General features: G+C 68.9%; 23 protein-coding genes. 12 read left to right on the forward strand and 11 right to left on the reverse strand.

Translation table 11 applies throughout. The features are described 5' to 3' along the window. Positions 1–43: 43 nt before the first annotated feature. Positions 44–511: an Lrp/AsnC family transcriptional regulator gene (locus ACLKOY_RS11905; protein WP_436453788.1), complete on the reverse strand. Its 468-nt coding sequence runs from the start codon at positions 509–511 to the stop codon at positions 44–46. Between the two features lie 114 nt (positions 512–625). On the opposite strand from ACLKOY_RS11905, the gene ACLKOY_RS11910 reads away from it, so the two are divergent. After that, positions 626–1852, forward strand: coding sequence for a trans-sulfuration enzyme family protein (locus ACLKOY_RS11910; protein ID WP_436453789.1), 1227 nt, complete (start codon positions 626–628; stop codon positions 1850–1852). Here the strand turns inward: ACLKOY_RS11910 and ACLKOY_RS11915 are convergent. After that, positions 1849–2316, reverse strand: a complete 468-nt coding sequence (locus ACLKOY_RS11915) for an acyl-CoA thioesterase (protein WP_400863663.1) — start codon at positions 2314–2316, stop codon at positions 1849–1851. The two genes, ACLKOY_RS11910 and ACLKOY_RS11915, sit on opposite strands and share 4 nt — an antisense overlap. Positions 2317–2454: 138 nt before the next feature. Between ACLKOY_RS11915 and ACLKOY_RS11920 the strand changes: the two genes are divergently transcribed. Next, positions 2455–3069, forward strand: coding sequence for a ClpP family protease (locus tag ACLKOY_RS11920; RefSeq protein WP_436453790.1), 615 nt, complete (start codon positions 2455–2457; stop codon positions 3067–3069). After that, entirely contained in the window at positions 3066–3659 is a 594-nt protein-coding gene (locus ACLKOY_RS11925) for a ClpP family protease (protein ID WP_436453791.1), read from the forward strand. The genes ACLKOY_RS11920 and ACLKOY_RS11925 overlap by 4 nt, the downstream gene beginning before the upstream one ends. Positions 3660–3803: 144 nt before the next feature. Here ACLKOY_RS11925 and ACLKOY_RS11930 read toward each other — a convergent pair whose 3' ends face one another. From ACLKOY_RS11930 to ACLKOY_RS11945, 4 genes are all read right to left on the reverse strand, one after another. Next, positions 3804–4172, reverse strand: coding sequence for a helix-turn-helix domain-containing protein (locus ACLKOY_RS11930; RefSeq protein WP_436453792.1), 369 nt, complete (start codon positions 4170–4172; stop codon positions 3804–3806). Between the two features lie 65 nt (positions 4173–4237). Continuing rightward, complete coding sequence (locus ACLKOY_RS11935; protein WP_436453793.1) at positions 4238–5128, reverse strand: helix-turn-helix transcriptional regulator; 891 nt, start codon at positions 5126–5128, stop codon at positions 4238–4240. A 74-nt stretch (positions 5129–5202) separates the two neighbouring features. After that, positions 5203–5661, reverse strand: a complete 459-nt coding sequence (locus ACLKOY_RS11940) for a MarR family winged helix-turn-helix transcriptional regulator (protein WP_436453794.1) — start codon at positions 5659–5661, stop codon at positions 5203–5205. 14 nt (positions 5662–5675) lie between these two features. Further along, positions 5676–6335, reverse strand: coding sequence for a GTP cyclohydrolase II (locus ACLKOY_RS11945; RefSeq protein WP_436453795.1), 660 nt, complete (start codon positions 6333–6335; stop codon positions 5676–5678). Positions 6336–6451: 116 nt separating this feature from the next. Between ACLKOY_RS11945 and ACLKOY_RS11950 the strand changes: the two genes are divergently transcribed. Next, entirely contained in the window at positions 6452–7471 is a 1020-nt protein-coding gene (locus ACLKOY_RS11950) for a zinc-dependent alcohol dehydrogenase family protein (protein WP_436453796.1), read from the forward strand. A 38-nt stretch (positions 7472–7509) separates the two neighbouring features. On the opposite strand, the gene ACLKOY_RS11955 is transcribed toward ACLKOY_RS11950, so the two are convergent. Next, the gene (locus tag ACLKOY_RS11955; RefSeq protein ID WP_436453797.1) at positions 7510–8409 is read right to left on the reverse strand and encodes a DMT family transporter; all 900 of its coding nucleotides are present in this window, start codon (positions 8407–8409) and stop codon (positions 7510–7512) included. Between the two features lie 134 nt (positions 8410–8543). Here ACLKOY_RS11955 and ACLKOY_RS11960 point away from each other — a divergent pair, with 134 nt between their 5' ends. Beyond that, positions 8544–9380: a sulfurtransferase gene (locus ACLKOY_RS11960; protein WP_436453798.1), complete on the forward strand. Its 837-nt coding sequence runs from the start codon at positions 8544–8546 to the stop codon at positions 9378–9380. Positions 9381–9384: 4 nt separating this feature from the next. On the opposite strand, the gene ACLKOY_RS11965 is transcribed toward ACLKOY_RS11960, so the two are convergent. Then, positions 9385–10308, reverse strand: a complete 924-nt coding sequence (locus ACLKOY_RS11965) for a hypothetical protein (RefSeq protein ID WP_436453799.1) — start codon at positions 10306–10308, stop codon at positions 9385–9387. 306 nt (positions 10309–10614) lie between these two features. Between ACLKOY_RS11965 and ACLKOY_RS11970 the strand changes: the two genes are divergently transcribed. Both ACLKOY_RS11970 and ACLKOY_RS11975 read left to right on the forward strand, forming a co-directional pair. Continuing rightward, the gene (locus ACLKOY_RS11970; protein ID WP_436453800.1) at positions 10615–11265 is read left to right on the forward strand and encodes an acyl-CoA synthetase; all 651 of its coding nucleotides are present in this window, start codon (positions 10615–10617) and stop codon (positions 11263–11265) included. After that, on the forward strand, positions 11262–11615 hold the full coding sequence (locus ACLKOY_RS11975) for a hypothetical protein (RefSeq protein ID WP_140038431.1): 354 nt from the start codon (positions 11262–11264) through the stop codon (positions 11613–11615). The genes ACLKOY_RS11970 and ACLKOY_RS11975 overlap by 4 nt, the downstream gene beginning before the upstream one ends. A 10-nt stretch (positions 11616–11625) precedes the next feature. Here ACLKOY_RS11975 and purB read toward each other — a convergent pair whose 3' ends face one another. Together purB and ACLKOY_RS11985 are read right to left on the reverse strand one after the other, a co-directional pair. Further along, complete coding sequence (purB, locus tag ACLKOY_RS11980; protein ID WP_436454121.1) at positions 11626–13008, reverse strand: adenylosuccinate lyase; 1383 nt, start codon at positions 13006–13008, stop codon at positions 11626–11628. Beyond that, positions 13005–13544 carry a low molecular weight protein-tyrosine-phosphatase gene (locus tag ACLKOY_RS11985; RefSeq protein ID WP_181164262.1) on the reverse strand — a complete coding sequence of 180 codons (540 nt, stop codon included), beginning with the start codon at positions 13542–13544 and terminating at the stop codon, positions 13005–13007. The genes purB and ACLKOY_RS11985 overlap by 4 nt, the downstream gene beginning before the upstream one ends. 168 nt (positions 13545–13712) lie before the next feature. On the opposite strand from ACLKOY_RS11985, the gene ACLKOY_RS11990 reads away from it, so the two are divergent. Both ACLKOY_RS11990 and ACLKOY_RS11995 read left to right on the forward strand, forming a co-directional pair. Beyond that, positions 13713–13976: a hypothetical protein gene (locus ACLKOY_RS11990; protein ID WP_436453801.1), complete on the forward strand. Its 264-nt coding sequence runs from the start codon at positions 13713–13715 to the stop codon at positions 13974–13976. Next, entirely contained in the window at positions 13973–15250 is a 1278-nt protein-coding gene (locus tag ACLKOY_RS11995) for a hypothetical protein (protein WP_436453802.1), read from the forward strand. Before ACLKOY_RS11990 ends, ACLKOY_RS11995 begins: the two co-directional genes overlap by 4 nt. 31 nt (positions 15251–15281) lie before the next feature. Here ACLKOY_RS11995 and ACLKOY_RS12000 read toward each other — a convergent pair whose 3' ends face one another. After that, entirely contained in the window at positions 15282–15686 is a 405-nt protein-coding gene (locus ACLKOY_RS12000; protein WP_436454122.1) for a phage holin family protein, read from the reverse strand. A 58-nt stretch (positions 15687–15744) separates the two neighbouring features. Here ACLKOY_RS12000 and ACLKOY_RS12005 point away from each other — a divergent pair, with 58 nt between their 5' ends. The 3 genes from ACLKOY_RS12005 (at position 15745) to ACLKOY_RS12015 (ending at position 19012) form a co-directional block, all read left to right on the forward strand. Then, positions 15745–16812, forward strand: a complete 1068-nt coding sequence (locus ACLKOY_RS12005) for a histidinol-phosphate transaminase (RefSeq protein WP_436453803.1) — start codon at positions 15745–15747, stop codon at positions 16810–16812. Positions 16813–16904: 92 nt separating this feature from the next. Further along, positions 16905–18035, forward strand: coding sequence for a pyruvate dehydrogenase (acetyl-transferring) E1 component subunit alpha (gene pdhA / locus ACLKOY_RS12010; RefSeq protein WP_436454123.1), 1131 nt, complete (start codon positions 16905–16907; stop codon positions 18033–18035). Between the two features lie 11 nt (positions 18036–18046). Further along, positions 18047–19012 carry an alpha-ketoacid dehydrogenase subunit beta gene (locus ACLKOY_RS12015; protein ID WP_436454124.1) on the forward strand — a complete coding sequence of 322 codons (966 nt, stop codon included), beginning with the start codon at positions 18047–18049 and terminating at the stop codon, positions 19010–19012. Positions 19013–19016: the final 4 nt, after the last annotated feature.

Consider the following 19016-nt stretch of genomic DNA (forward strand, 5'->3'; position numbering starts at 1 on the left):
CTCCCTTGCTCGACGGACCAGTCCATCCTCGCCCACGATCCGCTCAGCGCGCGAGCAGACCGGCCCCGTCGCGGAGCTCGAACACCAGCTGCGTCTCGGTGCCGCGGACCACGGGGTGGATCGTGATGTGCTCGAGCACGATGTCGCGCAGAGCGGTGGCATCCTGCACCGCGACGTGCACGAGGAAGTCGTCGACGCCCGCGACGTGGAACACCTGCAGCACCCGGGGGATGCTCGCGAGCGCGTCGAAGAGCGCCGTGACCTTGGCGCCGGTGTGATTCGCGAGGCGCACTTTGATGATCGCCTGCAGGGGCAGGCCGAGAGCCGCCCCGTCGACCCGGATGCGGGTGTCGCGGATGATCCCGCGCTCACGCAGCGCTCGCACGCGATGGGCGCACGTGGACTCCGCCAGGCCCAGCCCGTGCGCGAGAGCCTTGTTCGTGACCTCGGCGTCGCGGGTGAGCACGGCGAGGATCTCGAGATCGATCTCGTCGAGTTGTGCTTTCGCCAATGCCCGCACCTCCCTGTGGTCGCATGTTCGCTCAGAATATCGGGAACCACTCAGAACACGACGGATGCTGTCGAATTTCTGCGCATCGATCGTGATTCGGGCAACGTGGCAGGCATGACTGCACCGTTGCATCCAGACACCGTCGCCGTGCACAGCGGCCGCTCAGACCTCGAAGGACTCGGCGTCCACGCTCTGCCGATCGACCTGTCGACGACCAACCCGCTGCCCGACATCGAGCGCGGTGGCGACTCGTACGAGGCGATGGCGACGGGTGGGCGGCCGCCCGCCGACGGCAGCATGGTCTACGCGCGGCTCTGGAACCCGACCGTGGCGCGGTTCGAAGACGCCCTCGCCGAGCTCGAGCACGCCGAGGCATCAGTCGCCTTCGCCTCGGGCATGGCGGCGATGACCGCGGTGATCCTCGCGCACGGACCGGCTGCCGGCAAGAACCACGTGGTGGCGGTGCGCCCCCTCTACGGCGGCACCGACCATCTGCTCGGCTCGGGCCTGCTGGGTGTGCAGACCACGTACTGCCACCCTGCCGAAGTCGCCGCGTCGATCCGCCCGGACACGGGACTCGTGGTGGTCGAGACGCCCGCCAACCCGACCCTCGAGATCGCCGACATCGCTGCGGTGGTGGCGCAGGCCGGAGCCGTGCCGGTCGTCGTCGACAACACCTTCGCGACGCCCGTGCTGCAGAACCCCCTCGACCACGGCGCGGCCATGTCGCTGCACAGCGCCACGAAGTACCTCGGCGGGCACGGCGATGTGATCGCCGGTGTGGTGGCCTGCAGCGAGCAGACCGCTGAGGCGCTGCGCCGGGTGCGCGCAGTGACGGGCGGGCTCCTGCACCCGCTCGGCGCCTACCTGCTGCACCGCGGGCTCACGACCCTTCCGGTGCGCATGCGGGCACAGCAGGAGAGCGCTCGCCGCATCGTGCAGTGGCTGATCGACCGGCCAGAGATCGCGGAGGTCTTCTATCCCGGCCTCGACGACGATCCCGACGGCGTCCTCGCGCGCCAGATGCGCGGCACCGGGGCCATGATCGCGATGCGGATGCAGGGCGGGTACGCAGCGGCATCCGCCGTCACCTCGACGACATCGCTGTTCACGCACGCCGTGTCGCTGGGAGGCGTCGATTCGCTGATCCAGCATCCGGCCGCGCTCACGCACCGGCCGGTGCCCGCAGAGGCCCGCCCCGACGCGGATGTGCTGCGGCTGTCGATCGGTCTCGAGAACGTCGACGACCTGATCGCCGACCTCGCCCGGGCGTTCGCGGCACTGTCGCGGGCGGGCGCGCCCGTTGCCTCGATGCCTGCGGAGCGGCTGACCAGCTCCTAGGGCAGGCGGATCGTGCCCGTCGCGATGCGCTCGGTCGGCATCCGATCGCGGTTGTAGGTGATCTCCTTGTATCCGTGAGGTGTCGGCAGACCGTCTTCGTCGAGGCTCACGAACACGATCTTCTCGATCGTGAGGATGCGCTTGCGGGTGATCATGTTGCGGGCGACCGCGCGCATGGTCAGAGAAGTGGTGCCGAAGTGGGTCGCCTGCAGGCCGATCTCGATCAGGTCGCCCTGCACGGCCGAGGCCTCGAAGTTGATCTCGGAGATGTGCTTGGTCACCGCGCGGTAGTTGCCCAGCTGCACGATCGCGTAGATCGCGGCCTCCTCGTCGATCCACTTGAGCAGGCTGCCGCCGAACAGCGATCCGTTCGCGTTGAGGTCTTCGGGCTTCACCCATTTGCGGGTGCGGAAGTTGATGCCGTCTTCGGACCACTGCCACTCGGGTGTCTGCTGCTTAGCCATGCTTCGAGGGTAGGAGCGTCGTGAGTCGGGGGTGTTACGCGTGCACATCCGTGCAGGTCGACGCGCGATCTGCCTCAGGCGGATCTGCCGAGGGCGGATACCGCGCCACGCACGTTCTCGGAGACGGATGCTGGGGCCATGAGCGAAGACAACCCCATCCCGCAGTTCGGCCCCGAGGCCCGACGAGCCCTGTTCCATGAGCGCGTGCTCGTGCTCGACGGAGCCCTCGACGACGACAACGGCACGCTGCTCATGACGCAGCTGCTCACTCTCTCGGCCGAGGATCCGACGACCGACATCGCCCTGTGGATCCACTCGCCCGGAGGCTCGGTGCCGTCGATGCTCGCCATCCGCGACCTCATGAAGATGGTGCCGAACGATGTGTCGACCCTCGCGCTGGGGCTCGCCTGCAGCGCAGGGCAGTTCCTGCTCTCGGCCGGCACGAAGGGCAAGCGCAGGGCGCTGCCGCACGCGCGCATCCTCATGCATCAGGGGTCGGCCGGCATCGGCGGCTCGGCCGGCGAGATCGAGACGCAGGCCGACGACCTGAGGCACATGCGCGACACGGTGCTCGGGCTGATCGCCGCCGACACGGGGCAGCCCGTGGACCGCATCTTCGAGGACTCGCTGCACGACCGCTGGTACACCGCGGCGCAGGCGAAGGACTATGGCTTCATCGACGAGATCGTCGATTCGCTCGCGGATCTCATGCCGCGTCGACGAGCCCGCGTCGGACTGGGGGCGAGCGCATGAGCGGCTACACGATCCCGAACGTCATCGCGCAGCATCCGCGGGGCGAACGTGTGATGGACGTCTACTCGCATCTGCTCGCCGAGCGGGTCATCTATCTGGGCACCGGCATCGACGCCGGGGTGGCCAACGCGCTCATCGCGCAGCTGCTGCATCTCGATGCCGACAGTCAGGACGCGGGCGTGCAGTTCTACATCAACAGCGAAGGCGGCGACCCGGGGGCGGCGCTCGCGATCTACGACACGATCCAGCACATCCGCCCCTCGGTCGCGACGACGTGCGTCGGGCAGGCGATCGGACCAGCCGCGCTGTTGGTCGCTGCGGGGGCGCCGGGTCAGCGGGCGGCATTGGCTCACGCCCGCATCGTGCTGCATCAGCCCGCCGGGCAGTCACGCGGGGCGATTCCCGACCTCATCCTCGCGGCCGACGAGGTCGTGCGAGTGCGGGCGGACATGGAGGCGATCCTCGCCAGGCACAGCGGCCGGTCACTGACCGAGCTGCGGGCCGACACCGACCGCGATCGCGTCTTCACGGCATCCGCAGCCCTCGAGTACGGGCTGATCGACACCGTCTTGGGGGAGCGGGCGGTCTGACGGGCGGTGCGGGGTCAATAACGCATCCCGCTCGCGGTGGGTGGTCAATATCGCATCCCGCACGGCCGGATCCGGTGCACTATTGACCCCGCACCGCCGGGGACGCGGGGGATGTGGGGTGAGAACAGCGAGGGAGCAGACGGCTCAGGCGGCGAGGGCGAAAGCGCCGCGGGAGACCGACACCGCGGCGGATGCAGGGGCGGATGCCGGAGCCGCCGTCACCTGACGCAGCTCGTCGGCGACGCCGCTCGCCAGCTCGATCAGCGAGGTGTCGAGGGCTCCCGCGATGGCGGCGATCATCTCGCTCGACGGCTCTTTGAGTCCTCGTTCGACCTCTGAGAGGTATTGCGGCGAGACTCCGGCGTTCTCGGCCGTCTCGGTCAGCGTCTCGTCGCGGTCGTGTCGTCGGCGCCGCAGCTGGTCGCCGAGCATCTGGCGCCACAGAGGTTCGGGTTCGCTGGGGCGAGGGCGAGCGGGGCGAGGTGCGCGGGGGAACGGGACGAGGTCGGCCATGCCTCACGATAATCCGCGGTCGTCGGCGGATTCGAGAGGTTCTGCTCAGAGCAGAACGCTCGCGCTCAGGCCTCGGTGCGCTCCGGCGACACGGTCTCGGGCGCGGCGACGGCCGCGTCCGTCGCCGCCCAGCTCGCCAGCATCCGCAGTTTCTCCTCCGACGCCGTCCCGGGCTCTGCCGTGTACGTCGACATCTGCAATCCGGCGTCGGCGGGCAGCTCGAACGCCTCGTAGGTCAGCTCCATCTCGCCCACGACCGGGTGGTTGATGCGTTTGACGCCGCTGCCGTGGAAGCGCACGTTGTGCGCGGCCCACAGGGTGCGGAACCGCTCGCTGCGGGTCGACAGCTCTCCCACGAGATCCGTGAGCTTGCGGTCGAACGGGTTGCGCCCGGCCTCGCCGCGCATCGCAGCGACGAGCTCCTGGGTGTTGCGCTCCCACTCGGGGTAGAACTCCTGCGCCGCCGGGTCGAGGAAAGCGAAGCGCGCGCTGTTCGGCACCGGGGTCGTGAAGAGCGGCGCGTAGAGGGCGCGGCCCAGCGCGTTCGCCGCGAGGTAGTCGAAGTAGTTGTTGCGCACGATCGCGGGAGCCTCGGTCATCGCGTCGAGCAGGCGCAGGATGCTGGGACGCAGCGTCTCGACCTTCTTGCGCGGCTTGCGGGCGACCGGTGAGGCGTTCGCCGTGCGGGCGAGGTCGAACAGGTGCGCGGTCTCGGCCTCGTCGAGCTGCAGGGCGCGGGCGAGCGCGTCGAGCACGCTGTCGGAGACGCCCGACAGATCGCCCCGCTCCAGACGCGTGTAGTAGTCGACGCTGACGCCGGCGAGCAGCGACACCTCTTCTCGGCGGAGCCCCGGCACCCGGCGGTTGCCGCCGAATGCGGGCAGGCCGGCCTGATCGGGGGTGATGCGTGCGCGCCTCGTGGAGAGGAACTCGCGCACCTCGCTGCGGGTGTCCATGTCATCGACCGTACGCGCACGCGACCGGTGAAGGGAGGTACTGGCAGTACCGGGAACGCTGACCGGCGTCGCCTCTAGAGCGCGGCGGCGACGCCGGGGAGCAGCTTCGCGAGGATCGTGCCGAGCTGCTCCCGCTCCTCGGCGGTCAGGGGATCGAGGATCAGCTCGCGGATCTGCGCCACATGGACGGGCGCCGCCGCCCGGAGCAGTTCGCGACCGGCGTCCGTCAGGGCAGCGGTCAGCGTGCGCTTGTCGCTGCTGCACGAGGTGCGCGTCACCCAGCCGAGATGCTCGAGCGAGTCGATCGCGTGGCTGAGGCGCGAGCGGCTGAGTCCGGCGATCTGGGCGAGCTCGGTCATCGGGATCGCGCGGTCTCCCTGCCCTGCCAGCGTCACGAGGATCGCGTAGTGCGAGTGCTTGAGTCCGGTCTCGGCCTTCAGGGTGCGGTCGAGCACCTGCGGCAGCAGCTGCACGAAGCGGATGGTCGGCAGCCAGGTCGCCATCTCGTCGTCGGCGAGGCGCCGTTCGCTCATGACCGTCGCTTCGCTCACGCGGCGGAGAGGTCGAGCGTGTGCGAGGTGTGGTCGCGCTTGGCCTCGAGGTAGCGGTGGTTCGCGTCCGACAGGTGAACCCCGGTGCGCACCTGCTCGGTGACGCGGATGCCGAGTGCCTCGAGCTGCGCAGCCTTGTCGGGGTTGTTGCTCAGCAGGCGGATGCTGTCGACGCCGACCGCCTGCAGCATCTGCGCGGCGATCGTGTAGTCGCGCTCGTCCTCACCCCGACCGAGTGCCACATTCGCCTCGTACGTGTCGAGCCCTGCATCCTGCAGCGCGTAGGCGTCGAGCTTGGCGTACAGGCCGATGCCCCGGCCCTCCTGGCGCAGGTAGAGCAGGAACCCGCCGTCTTCGGCGATGCGCTGCACGGCCTCCCGCAGCTGCGGGCCGCAGTCGCAGCGCTCCGAGCCGAACACGTCTCCGGTCAGGCATTCGCTGTGCGGGCGCACGAGGGGTGCGTCGCCGCCGTCGGCCGCACGTTCCATGGCCGCCCTCCAGTCCCCGAGCCCGAGCAGCAAGTGCTCACGGCCGTCGATCAGACCGTCGAATGTGACCACATCCGCCGTGGTGGAGAATCCGTCGGCGAAGCGCATCGGCACGCGCACTCGCGTCCGCTCGGTGGCGACCGGAACGACGGTTGAAGTTTCAATCATGTCGGGTGCAACGCGGCGACGTCACCGATATTCCCGTGAGAGGAGTTCTCTCAGAACCTCCCGAGCACGCGAGATCGGGAGTTGACTGGAACCACAAGACCGAAGGAGCACCACTCATGCGTGGAGTAGTCATGTACGCGCCCGGCGACGTTCGCGTCGAGGATCGCGAGAAGCCGACCATCACCCGCCCGACCGACGCCGTGATCCGGATCGCGGCGACCTGCATCTGCGGATCCGACCTGTGGCCCTACCGCGGCGCGAACGAGGTCGATCATGACCCGATGGGCCACGAGTACGTCGGCGTCGTCGAGGAGATCGGCGCCGATGTGAAGACCGTGAAGGTCGGCGATTTCGTCGTCGGGTCGTTCATGGCCTCGGACAACACCTGCGAGATCTGCCAGGCCGGATACCAGTCGCGCTGCGTGCACGTCGTGCCGATGGGGCGTTTCGGAACCCAGGCCGAGTACTCGCTGATCCCGCACGCCGACGGCACGCTCGTCGCGACGCCGGGGCAGCCCGACGCCGATCTGATCCCGTCGCTGCTCGCGGCATCCGATGTGCTGGGCACCGGCTGGTTCGCGGCCGTCGCCGCAGAGGTCGGCCCGGGCAAGACCGTCGCCGTCGTCGGTGACGGAGCCGTGGGTCTGCTCGGCATCCTCGCCGCGCGTGAACTCGGCGCCGAGCGGATCATCGCGATGAGCCGTCATGCCGACCGCCAGGCGCTGGCGCGCGAGTTCGGCGCGACCGACATCGTCGAGGAGCGCGGAGACGAGGGCGTCGCCCGCATCAAAGAGCTCACGAACGGGCTCGGCGCGCACTCGGTGATCGAGGCCGTCGGCACGCAGGAGTCGATGATGCAGGCGATCCGCTCGACCCGCGCCGGCGGTCACGTCGGATACGTCGGCGTCTCGCACGACGTCGCGCTGCCCGGCGAGGAGCTCTTCTTCTCGGGTGTGCACCTGCACGGTGGCCCGGCGCCGGTGCGCCGCTTCCTCCCCGAGCTGATCCAGCTCATCTGGGACCGCAAGATCGACCCCGGCAAGGTGTTCGACCTCACGCTTCCGCTCGAGGAGGCCGCCGAGGGCTACCGCGCCATGGACGAGCGTCGCGCCACCAAGGTGCTGCTCACCGTCTGACCGGGTCACCGAAGACGATCGCCGCCGACGCTGAACGGTCAGTCCGGCGTCGGCGTCGGTTCGCGGCGGCGCACGAGCTTGAGCTCACTGGCCAGGATGCCGAGCACGACGAGCGCCCCGCCGATCAGCGCGGCGACGGGCAGGCGTTCGCCGGCGATGCGCCCGATCACGGCGGCCCACACCGGCTCGCCCGCGTAGATGATCGTGGCGCGGGTCGGCGACACGGACTTCTGGGCCCAGTTCATCGTGAGCTGGATGATGCAGCTCGCCGCCCCGAGCCCGAGCGCGCAGCCGACCCAGATCCACGAGAACTCCGGCACCCCCTCGCCGACGACCGGCATGGTGAGGATGCCGAGCGCTCCCGCGGTGAGGAGCTGGACGATCGTGATCCGGCCGAGGTCGATCCTGCCGGCGAAGACGCTGATCAGGATGATCTCGGCCGCGATCGGCAGCGTGCTGATGAGCGTCAGGATCTCGCCGGATCCGAGCGTCAGCGCGAAGGCGTCGGGGCCCGCGATGAACAGCAGGCCCAGGAACGCGAGAGCGGCGCCCACGAACGCCATCGCCGGTGGTCGCTTGCGGAACACGGCCCACTGCGCGAGCGGCACGAGCGGGATGTACATCGCCGTGATGAACGCCGACGTGCTCGAGTCGATGGTCTGCAGCCCGACGGTCTGCAGACCGTAGCCGAGATAGATCATCACGCCGATCGCGACACCGGCGCCGATGTCGCGCCAGCGCATGCCTCGCAGCGCCCGGCGGAAGATGATGACGCTGATCAGGCCGGCGATCAGGAACCGGATGCCGACGAAGAACCACGGCCCGGAGTGCTGCATCGCCCAGTGCACGAGCAGGAATGTGCTGCCCCACACTGCGGTGACGGCGATGAGGGCGATCTCCTGTCGGCGCAGGCCCATGAAGCGGAATCGAGTGGACATGCTGTCCTTTCTCGACGCGGCCGGGTCGAGCCTAGCGCCGTGCGAGGCCTCGTTCGAAACCTGCCGACAGCCCGATATGTCGACGGAATACGGTCGGGTGGATGATGCGAGCGGCGTCTCGATAGCCTCCAACCATGAGCAATTTCGTGAGCGCCGCCGAACTGGACGAACTGCTGGGGTCCGAGACACCTGTCCGTGTGATCGACGTGCGGTGGCGACTCGACCGACCGGACGGCCGTGCCGACTACCTCTCAGGGCACATCCCGGGGGCGGTCTTCGTGCCGCTCGCGACCGAGCTGGCCACCCACGGAGAGCCGTCTGAGGGACGGCATCCGCTGCCCTCCACCCGGACCCTTCAGGATGCCGCGCGCCGATGGGGCGTCAATCAGGGCGATGTCGTCGTGGCCTACGACGACGCGAAGGGGCTCAGCGCATCGCGAGCCTGGTGGCTGCTTCGTCAGGGCGGAGTGGATGTGCGCGTGCTCGACGGCGGCATCCGCGCCTGGACGGCCGCGGGCCTCCCGGTCGCACACGATGACGTGCAGGCGGAGCCGGGTGATGTCGTCCTCGACGAGATCGGCGGTGACGCGATCTCGATCGACGAGGCCGCCTCGTTCGCCGACACGGGCGTGCTGCTCGATGTGCGTGCGCCCGACCGCTATCGCGGCGAGCACGAGCCTCTCGATCCCGTCGCGGGGCACATCCCCGGAGCGCTCAACGTTCCGATGGCCGCTCATCTCGATGCCGAGGGCCGGATCCTCGACATGCACACCCTCCAGGCGACCTTCGCAGCCGTCGGCGTGACCGAAGGCACACCTGTCGCGGCCTATTGCGGCTCGGGCATCACGGCGGCGCACACGGCGCTGGTGCTCGACGAGATCGGCATCGAGGCGAAGGTCTTCCCCGGCTCGTGGAGCCAGTGGTCGAACACGGCCGGTCGCCCGGTCGCGCTCGGCGATCAGCCGGGCTGAGCGATCAGGCGCCGGGGGTCGGGCGCCCGTCCGCGTAGCTCCAGGCGACGCCGAGCAGGCCCGGGCCGAACGCGCGTCGCACCTGGTGCACCGACGTGCGGCCTTCGAGCGACAGCTCCGTGAGCTTCGAGCCGTCCGGGGTCTCGACGCGCTCTTCGATGCGATCGGGCAGCGCGTCGGGATGGAACCGGGTCCACACCAAGAGCTCCCTCGTCTGCCGGGCGACGGCGTGCCCCGTCTCGCGCTGCGGCGGATAGTCGGGCGGATAGGCGACCGACCACTCGACCATCGCGGTGCCCGGTGCGGTCAGGGGCACCTCGAGCTCGAACAGCACGCCGTGCACCTCGCCGTTGGGGTGCGAGTACCGGGCCGCGATATGGCCTCCGGCCACCGCTTCGATGAAGGGCGCGGGGGTGCTGATGCCCGGTGTCATCTCGAGGAACGGGATCGACTCGACGGTCCCGACGGTCGACTGCACGATGCTGCGCGTGATCGAGTACGACACGTTGCCGGCGGCATCCACATCCGTCACCGAGTGCGTCGTGAGCTCGCGCGAGGTGTCGGGGTACTCGGCACCGAGCGCGGCGAACGCCTCTTTGACGGCCTCCTCGAGTTCCTGCTCGTCGAGGGGGAACAGATTGGGCCCGAGGGGTCCGGTGCGGTTCGTCGTGCCGAGCAGAGCGGTGAGCGAGCCGGGTTCGAGGTGCAGCAGCTGCTCGATGTCGCTGAGGGCGGCCATCGACTGCGCACCTTCTGGGCGGCGCGCACCGGAGCGCCAGTAGCTGAGCGTCGCCATCGACACGCTGTTCCCCCGGGCACGCAGCTGCTGGTGCAGCCGAGCGAGAGTCAATCCACGTGCATTGATCGCATCACGGAAGGACGCCGCGAATACATCGGCATATCGGCGAATGCCACTTTCCATGCTCATCACAGCACCCCCTCTGGTATGTGAAGAATCGCGTTCTAAAGTGAGCTTACGACCACACTGGCATCGCGTAGGGGACGAGGTGCTATTTCTGGGGTCTATTGGCTGAGCAATCGTGAGCAGGGTGCCCGACCTCACGGCGACTCAGTCCACAACGCAGTGTCGCCCCCGTCGCTGCGTTCTGTCGCGGGGCCTGATGATCGATCTGGGGAGATCCATCGGGCCCCGCGAACACCTTTCCGGTGTCGGCGCCCACTCAGCGCCCCCGCGTAGACTGGGGGGAACACCCCCGGAGGACTCTCGATCTTCATGTCTGCCCCTGCCCGCGCGTTCACCGTGCGTCACGTTCAGCTGCTGCGCGCGCTCTTCGCCGCCGCCGCAGCCGTGATGATCACCTTCTCGCCCGATCACTCGGCGGCCGTCGGTCTCTCCGTCTTCAGCGGTTTCGTGCTCACGACCGGCCTCGTGATGATCGTCTCCGCCTGGCTCGTCCACCCGGCAGGTCAGCGCTGGCCCTCCGTGGTCTTCGCCCTGCTGAGCTTCGTCGCGGGCATGACCGCCGGAGTGCCGGCCTGGCGAACCGAAGATCTCTTCTTCGTCGTCGTCATCGCCTGGTCGGTGACGACCGGCATCCTCGAGCTCGTCGTCGGGCTGCGCGCACGCAGAGCCGGCGAGGCGAACGCACGCGACTCGATCACCCTCGGCGCGTTCGGACTGCTGCTCGCCGTGCTGCTGATCGCGATCCCGGCCGGATTCGTGCAGCCCTACGCGATCGAGGGAGCGGGCGCGTTCGAACTCACCGGCATCATCCTCGGTGTCGGCATGTTCGGCGGATACGCGGCGGTCGTCGCCGTCTTCCTCGGCATCGCCGGCCTCACCCCGAAGCGCGCGGATGCCGTCGCCGAGGGGCGCGTGGCCGAGAACGACCCCGCCCCTGCCGGGCACGGAGGAGAGCGATGAGCGACGACAAGCCCACCCGGCGCGACATCCTGCGCCCTCTGCATCTGCTGGGCATCGCCCTCGGCTGCGGTATCTTCGCCGCCGTGGTGACGCTCGTGTCGACGGGGGCGTTCACCGCCCGGGTCAACAACGCGATCGCCAGCGGCACCTACGAGGGGCTCACGCCGATCGCGCTCGGTCTCGTGGTGGGCGGCGGCGCGTTCATCGTCACGCTGCTGTTCCTCGCGATGCTGATCCTCGTGGTCGACCCCGCCGACGTCACCAAGACGGTCGACCGCCCCGTGCTCTTCGACCCCGAGACGTCAGACGAGCCTGACTCCGACAAGCCGGGTCGCACGTCCTCCTCCTGACACGCGAGTACTACTTCGCCAGCTGCTCGGCGATGCCTGTGTACGACGCGGGGGTGAGGGTCAGCAGACGCTGCTTGGCGGCATCCCCGATCTCGAGTCCTTCGACGAACTCCGCCAGGTCCGCAGCTCCCACGCGGTGTCCGCGGGTGAGCTCCTTCAGCAGCGCGTAGGGGTCGGTGATCGACGAGCGACCGGCGACGACCTCGGCGCGGATGACGGTCTGGATGGCCTCTGCGAGAACCTCCCAGTTCACGTCGAGGTCGGCGAGCAGCACGTCGCGCGACAGCGAGATGGCGTTGAGCCCGCGGCGCAGGTTGTCGATCGCGAGCAGCGAGTGCCCGAATGCGACGCCGATGTTGCGCTGCGTGGTCGAGTCGGTGAGGTCGCGCTGCAGGCGGCTCGTGACGAGGGTCTGTCCGAGCGACGCGAGCAGGGCGCCGGAGATCTCGAGGTTCGCCTCGGCGTTCTCGAACCGGATCGGGTTGATCTTGTGCGGCATGGTCGACGATCCGGTCGCACCGGCGACGGGGATCTGTGCGAAGTAGCCGAGCGAGATGTACGTCCAGATGTCGGTCGCGAGGTTGTGCAGGATGCCGCCGGCGTGACGCACCCGGTCGTACAGCTCGACCTGCCAGTCATGCGATTCGATCTGCGTGGTGAGCAGGTTGAAGCCGAGACCCAGGCCCTCGATGTACTCACGCGAGATCGTGGGCCAGTCGGCGTCGGGGTCGGCCGCGATGTGCGCAGACCAGGTGCCGGTGGCACCCGAGAACTTGGCGAGGTAGTCGGATGCCGCGATCTGGGCGCGCACGCGCTCGAGACGCCACGCGAAGACGGCGAGCTCCTTGCCCATGGTCGACGGGGTGGCCGGCTGTCCGTGGGTGCGGGAGAGCATCGCGGCGTCGGCGTGCTCGGCCGCCAGCTCGCGGAGCTTGGCGATCACGACGTCGAGCGCGGGGAGCCAGACCTCTTCGACCGCGCGCTTCACGGTGAGCGCGTAGGAGGCCGAGTTGATGTCCTCGCTCGTGCAGGCGAAGTGCGTGAGCTCGGCGATGCTGTCGAGGCCGAGCGTCGACAGGCGGTCACGCACCAGGTACTCGATGGCCTTGACGTCGTGCTGGGTGACGGCTTCCTTCTCGGCGAGCCAGTCGATCTCGGCCTGGCCGAAGTCGCGGTAGAGGGCGCGCAGGCGCTCCTTGTCCGCATCCGACAGCGGGCTCGTCTCGAAGAGCGAGCGGTCGGTGAGGGCGATCAGCCACTCCACCTCGACCTCGACCCTGGCGCGGTTCAGACCCGCCTCAGAGAGGAAGTCGGCGAGGCCGGTGACGGCGCCGCGGTAGCGACCGTCGAGGGGGCTCAGGGGCTGGGGCGGGAGCGAAGGCTGGAAAGTCAGGGGAGTCCTCCTGATCGGGCCCCGGGAGTGCGGGGCGTGCGGGGCTGGCGAAGAGCCGGCTCGAGCTGGCGGAACAGCCCGCGAGTCGCGGTCTCAATCATACCGAGCACCGAATCGAACATCTCGGCGCCGGCGTAGTAGGGGTCTGGCACGTCCTGGCTCTGGGCATCGGGGTCGAAGGCGAGCAGCAGGGTGACCTTGCCCTCTTCGTCTTCATCGTGCGCCCATTCGCGCAGGATGCGCTCGTGCGTGCGGTCGAGTGCGACGACCAGATCGTTCTCCGAGAAGGAGGCGAAGGTGAACTGCTTCGCACGATGCTGCGAGCCGTCGTAGCCGCGGCGGGTGAGCGAATCGATCGTGCGATGGTCGGCCTGCTCGCCGAGATGCCAGTCGCCGGTGCCGGCGCTGCGCGAGACGATCCGCGAGCCCAGGCCCTGTCGCTCCGCGAGATCGCGGAACACCACCTCCGCCATCGGAGAGCGGCAGATGTTCCCCGTGCACACGAAGATCACGCGGAAGGGATCCGGGGATGTCACCGTCCTATTCTGCCCCTCGGAGAGCGATCGCGCGATGCCGCGCGTCCCGGGCAGGGCGTGGTGCACCCGTTCTGCACGACCGCCGGGGTCGAGCGATCCCCTCACCGTCTCCGCTGATCCCGGTGTCCTGCGCCTCGGGCTCGGTGCGTGATGACGGATGCTGGGCGCATGTACTCCTTTGCACTCGCGCAGACCGGCGCGGCCGACACCGCCTGGGCGAAAGCGCAGGTCCTGGCAGCACTCCGCACCGCCGTCGAGGCGCTCGACGATGTTCGCGCGTCGCTCGCCGTCCTGACTTCCGACACCGACTGGCACTCCGACGGAGTGCGCGCGATGCAGGACGCGCTCGAGGATCTCCGACGGGGAGCACGGCTCGAGGCCTCCGAGATGCGCAGCCGCGAATCCGAGGCTGAACGGATCGATGTCCTGTGACCGGGCTGACGATCGATCACGGCGGAGCGATCTCTGTCGACCCCGACGCCCTGCGGGATGTCGCTCGACGCCTGGATGCCGTCGCCTCCCGCTGCGACGATGCGCGCGCGGCGATCATGCGCGTGCATCGGATCATCGTCGATACTCCGGGCTTCAGCACACACGTCGACACCGTCGGTCTGTGGTCGTCGGGGCAGCACGTCGCTCGCCTGCACTCCGAGTGCCAGGAGACCGCACGCTCGACCCTGCTCATGTCCGATGCCTATGAGTACGTCGAGCTGCGTGCGGAGGCCGAGATGCTCGAGTGCTCGGATCCGAGCACGGCGCAGCGGCTGTTGCGCCGGGCCGATCGGCTCGCGGCATCAGACGACCGCATCCGGGCGATGGCCGATGAGCTCATCGCCCAGTGGCGGGCCGAGCGCTTCGAGGGTCTCGCCGGCAACGTCGTGACGCCAGGGCTCTACGACCAGCTGTTCCTGACCGTGGCGACACTGGGGGCCGTGTCGGGACTCGGAAAGGTGCGTCCCGGCGAGACTCTCACGGGCAAGGCAGACGCCGTCTCCGTCGCGCCGGTGAAGACGTCGTCGCCGGCCGGTGCGCCGTCAGGTATCGCGGGAGCTCTCGGGCGCATGCCGCGCACCTCGGGAGCGCAGATCGCCGTCGAGAAGTACTCGTTCGCCGATGGCAGCACGAAGTTCGTCGCCTATTTGGAGGGAACGCAGAGCGTCGGGTGGGGAGGAAAGGAGCCGTGGGACTCGAAGTCCAACCTCCAGCTCTACACCGGGCAGAGATCGGCGTCGTATCAGTCGACGATCGAGGCGCTCCAGGCGGCCGGAGCGCAGCCCGGTGACGAGGTCGATGTCGTCGCTCATTCGCAATCGGGGATGGTCGCCGCGCACCTCTCGATGGAGAGCGGGTTCGACGTGCAGATGCAGATCACCGCGGGAAGCCCGGTCGAGCCGACGCTCGACGACGACCAGACCATCATCCAGGTCCGTCATTCCGACGACCCGGTCTCCAGCCTGGCGGGCGGAGGATCGCCCGAGGGAACCGGCTCAGATGACAGCGTCACCCTGCTGACCGAAGGAACGCCGCTCGACACTGTCGGCGACCTGGCGGTCGACGCGCACCACCTCGACACGTACATCGACACCGCGAAGACCGCCGATGATCTGAGTGATCCTCGGATGGACGCGATGGACGAGTTCTGGAGAGAGCTCGACGCGGCCGAGGTCATCGAGCGCACCGAGTATCAGGCCGAGCGCGTCGAATGACCGATGCACGGGATGCGCGCGGGTCTACGCGTCAGTCGCGCCGCTGCTTCTTGCTCTGCGGGCGCAGGATGAAGCCGAAGACGCCGTTGATCAGCGAGATGATGAGCGCCGCGAGCACGCCCCACCAGAAGCTGCCGACCGTGAGGCCCCAGTCGAACCCGCTCGTGATCCATGCCGTGAGCCACAGCAGGAACCCGTTGATCACGAACCCGATCAGGCCGAGGGTGAGGATGTACAGCGGGAACGCGACGATCTTCACCACCGTGCCGATGAAGGTGTTCACGAGTGCGAAGATCGCGGCGACCGCGAGCAGGGTCAGCACGAGCTGCAGGGTCTCACCCGGCGCGAACGCCGTGATCTGCACCTGCAGGCCGGGGATCAGCGTCACGACCCAGAGGGCGAACGCGTTGACGACGACTCGGATGATGAAGCGCATAGTCATCCCAGTCTTCCATGCGCTCCGCCGGAGGGCGGTGGAATCTAGACTCATCCTTGTGACCGACCCGATCCTGCCGCGCATCCGCCCCGCCATCGCCGCCCTGGCGCCGTACCGACAGGGCAAGCAGGCGGGCCCCGACGCCTTCAAGCTCTCGAGCAACGAGAACCCGTTCGAGCCGCTCCCCTCCGTGGCGGCTGCGCTGCAGCATACGACGCCGATCAACCGCTACCCGGACGCCACCGCCGGCCGCCTGCGCGAACGGCTGGGCGTCCGCTACGCCGTCGCTCCCGAGCAGGTGCACGTCGCCGCGGGCAGCGTCTCGATCCTCCAGCAGCTGGTCCTCGCCACCGTCTCGGTCGGCGACGAGGTCGTCTACGCCTGGCGCTCGTTCGAGGCCTACCCGAGCCTGCCGCTCGTCGCCGGAGGCACCGGGGTGCAGGTCCCTGTGACCTCCGACGGACGCCACGACCTCGACGCGATGGCCGATGCGGTGACCGACCGCACCCGCGCGGTCATCCTGTGCACGCCGAACAACCCGACCGGGCCGATCATCACGAGCGACGAGTTCGCGACGTTCGTCGAGCGCGTCCCCTCCGACGTGCTGATCATCCTCGACGAGGCCTACGCCGAGTTCGTCACCGCACCCGGTGCGGTCGACGGCCTCGCAGAGCGCGTGTTCGAACGGCATCCGAACGTCGTGGTGCTGCGCACCTTCTCGAAGGCCTATGGTCTCGCTGGCCTGCGCATCGGATACGCGATCGGCCACGAGAAGGTGCTCGACGCCGCGCGCACCACCGGCATCCCGCTCTCCGTCACCTCTGCCGCAGAGAACGCCGCCATCGCCAGCCTCGATGCCGAGTCCGAGCTGCTCGAGCGCGTCGCGGTGATCGTCGAGCGCCGCACCCGTCTGGTCGAGGGGCTCCGCACGCAGGGGTGGGACGTGCCCGACAGCCAGGCCAACTTCATCTGGCTGCCCACCGGCGACCGCACCGTCGAGGTCGCCGCGGCCTTCGCCTCCGCCGACCTCATCGTGCGACCTTTCCCGGGCGACGGCATCCGCATCTCGGTCGGCGAAGAGGCATCCGTCGATCGCGTTCTCGAGGTCGCCGCGACTCAGCTCTGACGGGCTCGGGGCGCCCTGTTCTCCGGTTTCCCGGCAGTTGCGAGGACGTCCTAGGTATGCGTGCCCGAGCATGCGCGCGGCGGTAGCGTGGCATCGTGACCTCGTCAGAGACTGAACTCGTCCGCGTCCTGGATCAGGATGGCCGCTTCACGCCGAGTCCGGCTGCTGAGCAGTATCTGTCGTTGATCGAAGCGATCAGCGACGCCGAGCTCGAGCAGTTCTACCGCGACATGGTGGTCATCCGCGCGATCGACACCCAGGCGACCAACCTGCAGCGTCAGGGGCAGCTCGCGCTGTGGCCGCCGAGCCGCGGTCAGGAGGCCGCCCAGGTCGGATCCGCCCGCGCCGCCCGCGCGCAGGACACGATCTTCCCGTCGTACCGCGAGCACGCCGTGACGCGCATCCGCGGCGTCGACCCCGTCGACATCATCAAGCTCATGCGCGGCGTCTCACACGGTGGCTGGGACCCGACGGACCCGAAGAACGGCAACACCCGGCTGTACACCCTCGTGCTCGGCTCGCAGGTTCTGCACGCGGCCGGATACGCCATGGGACTGAACTTCGACGGGCGATCCGGCACCGGCGACCTCGACACCGACGAAGCGGTCATCGTCTACTACGGCGACGGGGCATCGAGCCAGGGCGACGTGCACGAGGCGATGGTCTTCGCGGCGAGCTACCAGGCGCCCACCGTGTTCTTCCTGCAGAACAACCACTGGGCGATCTCCGTGCCCGTGTCGACGCAGTCGCGGGTGCCGCTCGTCGAGCGCAGCGCCGGCTACGGCATCCCCAGCGTGCGCGTCGACGGCAACGACGTGCTCGCCAGCTACGCCGTCTCGCGGGTCGCCCTCGACGAGGCCCGCAGCGGTGGGGGTCCCCGTGCGATCGAGGCGGTCACCTACCGTCTCGGCGCCCACACCACCAGCGACGACCCGACCAAGTACCGCGGCTCGGACGAAGAGCAGTCGTGGGCGCAGCGCGACCCGATCGACCGCATGCGCGCGTTCCTCGAGAACAGGGGAGCAGCCGGGCAGTTCTTCGCCGATGTGGATGCCGAGGCCGCGGATGCGGCCGAAGACCTGCGCTCGCGCAGCGTCGAACTCGGATCACCCACCGCAGACAAGATCTTCGACCACGTGTACAGCGAGCCGCATCCGCTCATCGCGGAGCAGAAGGCCTGGCACGCGCGATACGAGGCCTCTTTCGAAGGAGACAGCAAGTGACTCTGGAGACGATGCCCCTCAGCAAGGCCCTCAACTCGGGCCTGCGCCGGGCCATGGAAGACGACTCCAAAGTCCTGCTCATGGGCGAGGACATCGGAAAGCTCGGCGGCGTCTTCCGCGTGACCGAGCACCTGCAGCGCGACTTCGGCGACAAGCGCGTGCTCGACACGCCGCTCGCCGAGTCGGGGATCGTCGGCACGGCGATCGGGCTCGCGATGACCGGGTTCCGCCCTGTGATCGAGATCCAGTTCGACGGCTTCGTGTTCCCCGCGTTCGACCAGATCACGACGCAGCTCGCGAAGCTCACCAACCGGCACGAGGGCAAGTTGAACCTGCCGATCGTGATCCGCATCCCGTACGGCGGACACATCGGCGCCGTCGAGCATCACCAGGAGAGCCCCGAGGCGTACTTCGCGCACACCCCGGGTCTGCGGGTGGTGTCGCCGTCGACCCCGAACGACGCGTACTGGATGATCCAGGAGGCCATCGCGTCGAACGACCCGGTGATCTTCATGGAGCCCAAGAGCCGCTATTGGCAGAAGGGCGAGGTCGAGCTCGATGCGTCGGCTGCTCCGCTGCACTCGTCTCGCGTCGTGCGCACCGGCTCCGACGTGACGCTCGTCGGTCACGGCGCCATGGTCACGACGCTGCTGCAGGCGGCGGCGCTCGCCGAGGCCGAGGGCACCAGCTGCGAGGTCGTCGATGTGCGTTCACTGTCGCCGGTCGACTACGAGCCGATCCTGAGCTCGGTGCGCAAGACCGGACGCATGGTCTACGCGCAGGAGGCGCAGGGCTTCGTCAGCATCGGCAGCGAGATCGCGGCGACCGTCATGGAGCGCGCCTTCTATGCACTCGAGGCCCCGGTGCTGCGGGTCTCGGGGTACGACACCCCGTTCCCGCCCGCGAAGCTCGAGGGCACCTACCTTCCGGATGCCGACCGCATCCTCGAGGCCGTCGACCGCTCCCTCGCCTACTGATCCC

The sequence above is a fragment of the Microbacterium sp. K2 genome, from assembly GCF_051365005.1.
In the GTDB taxonomy this organism is placed as follows: domain Bacteria; phylum Actinomycetota; class Actinomycetes; order Actinomycetales; family Microbacteriaceae; genus Microbacterium; species Microbacterium foliorum_B.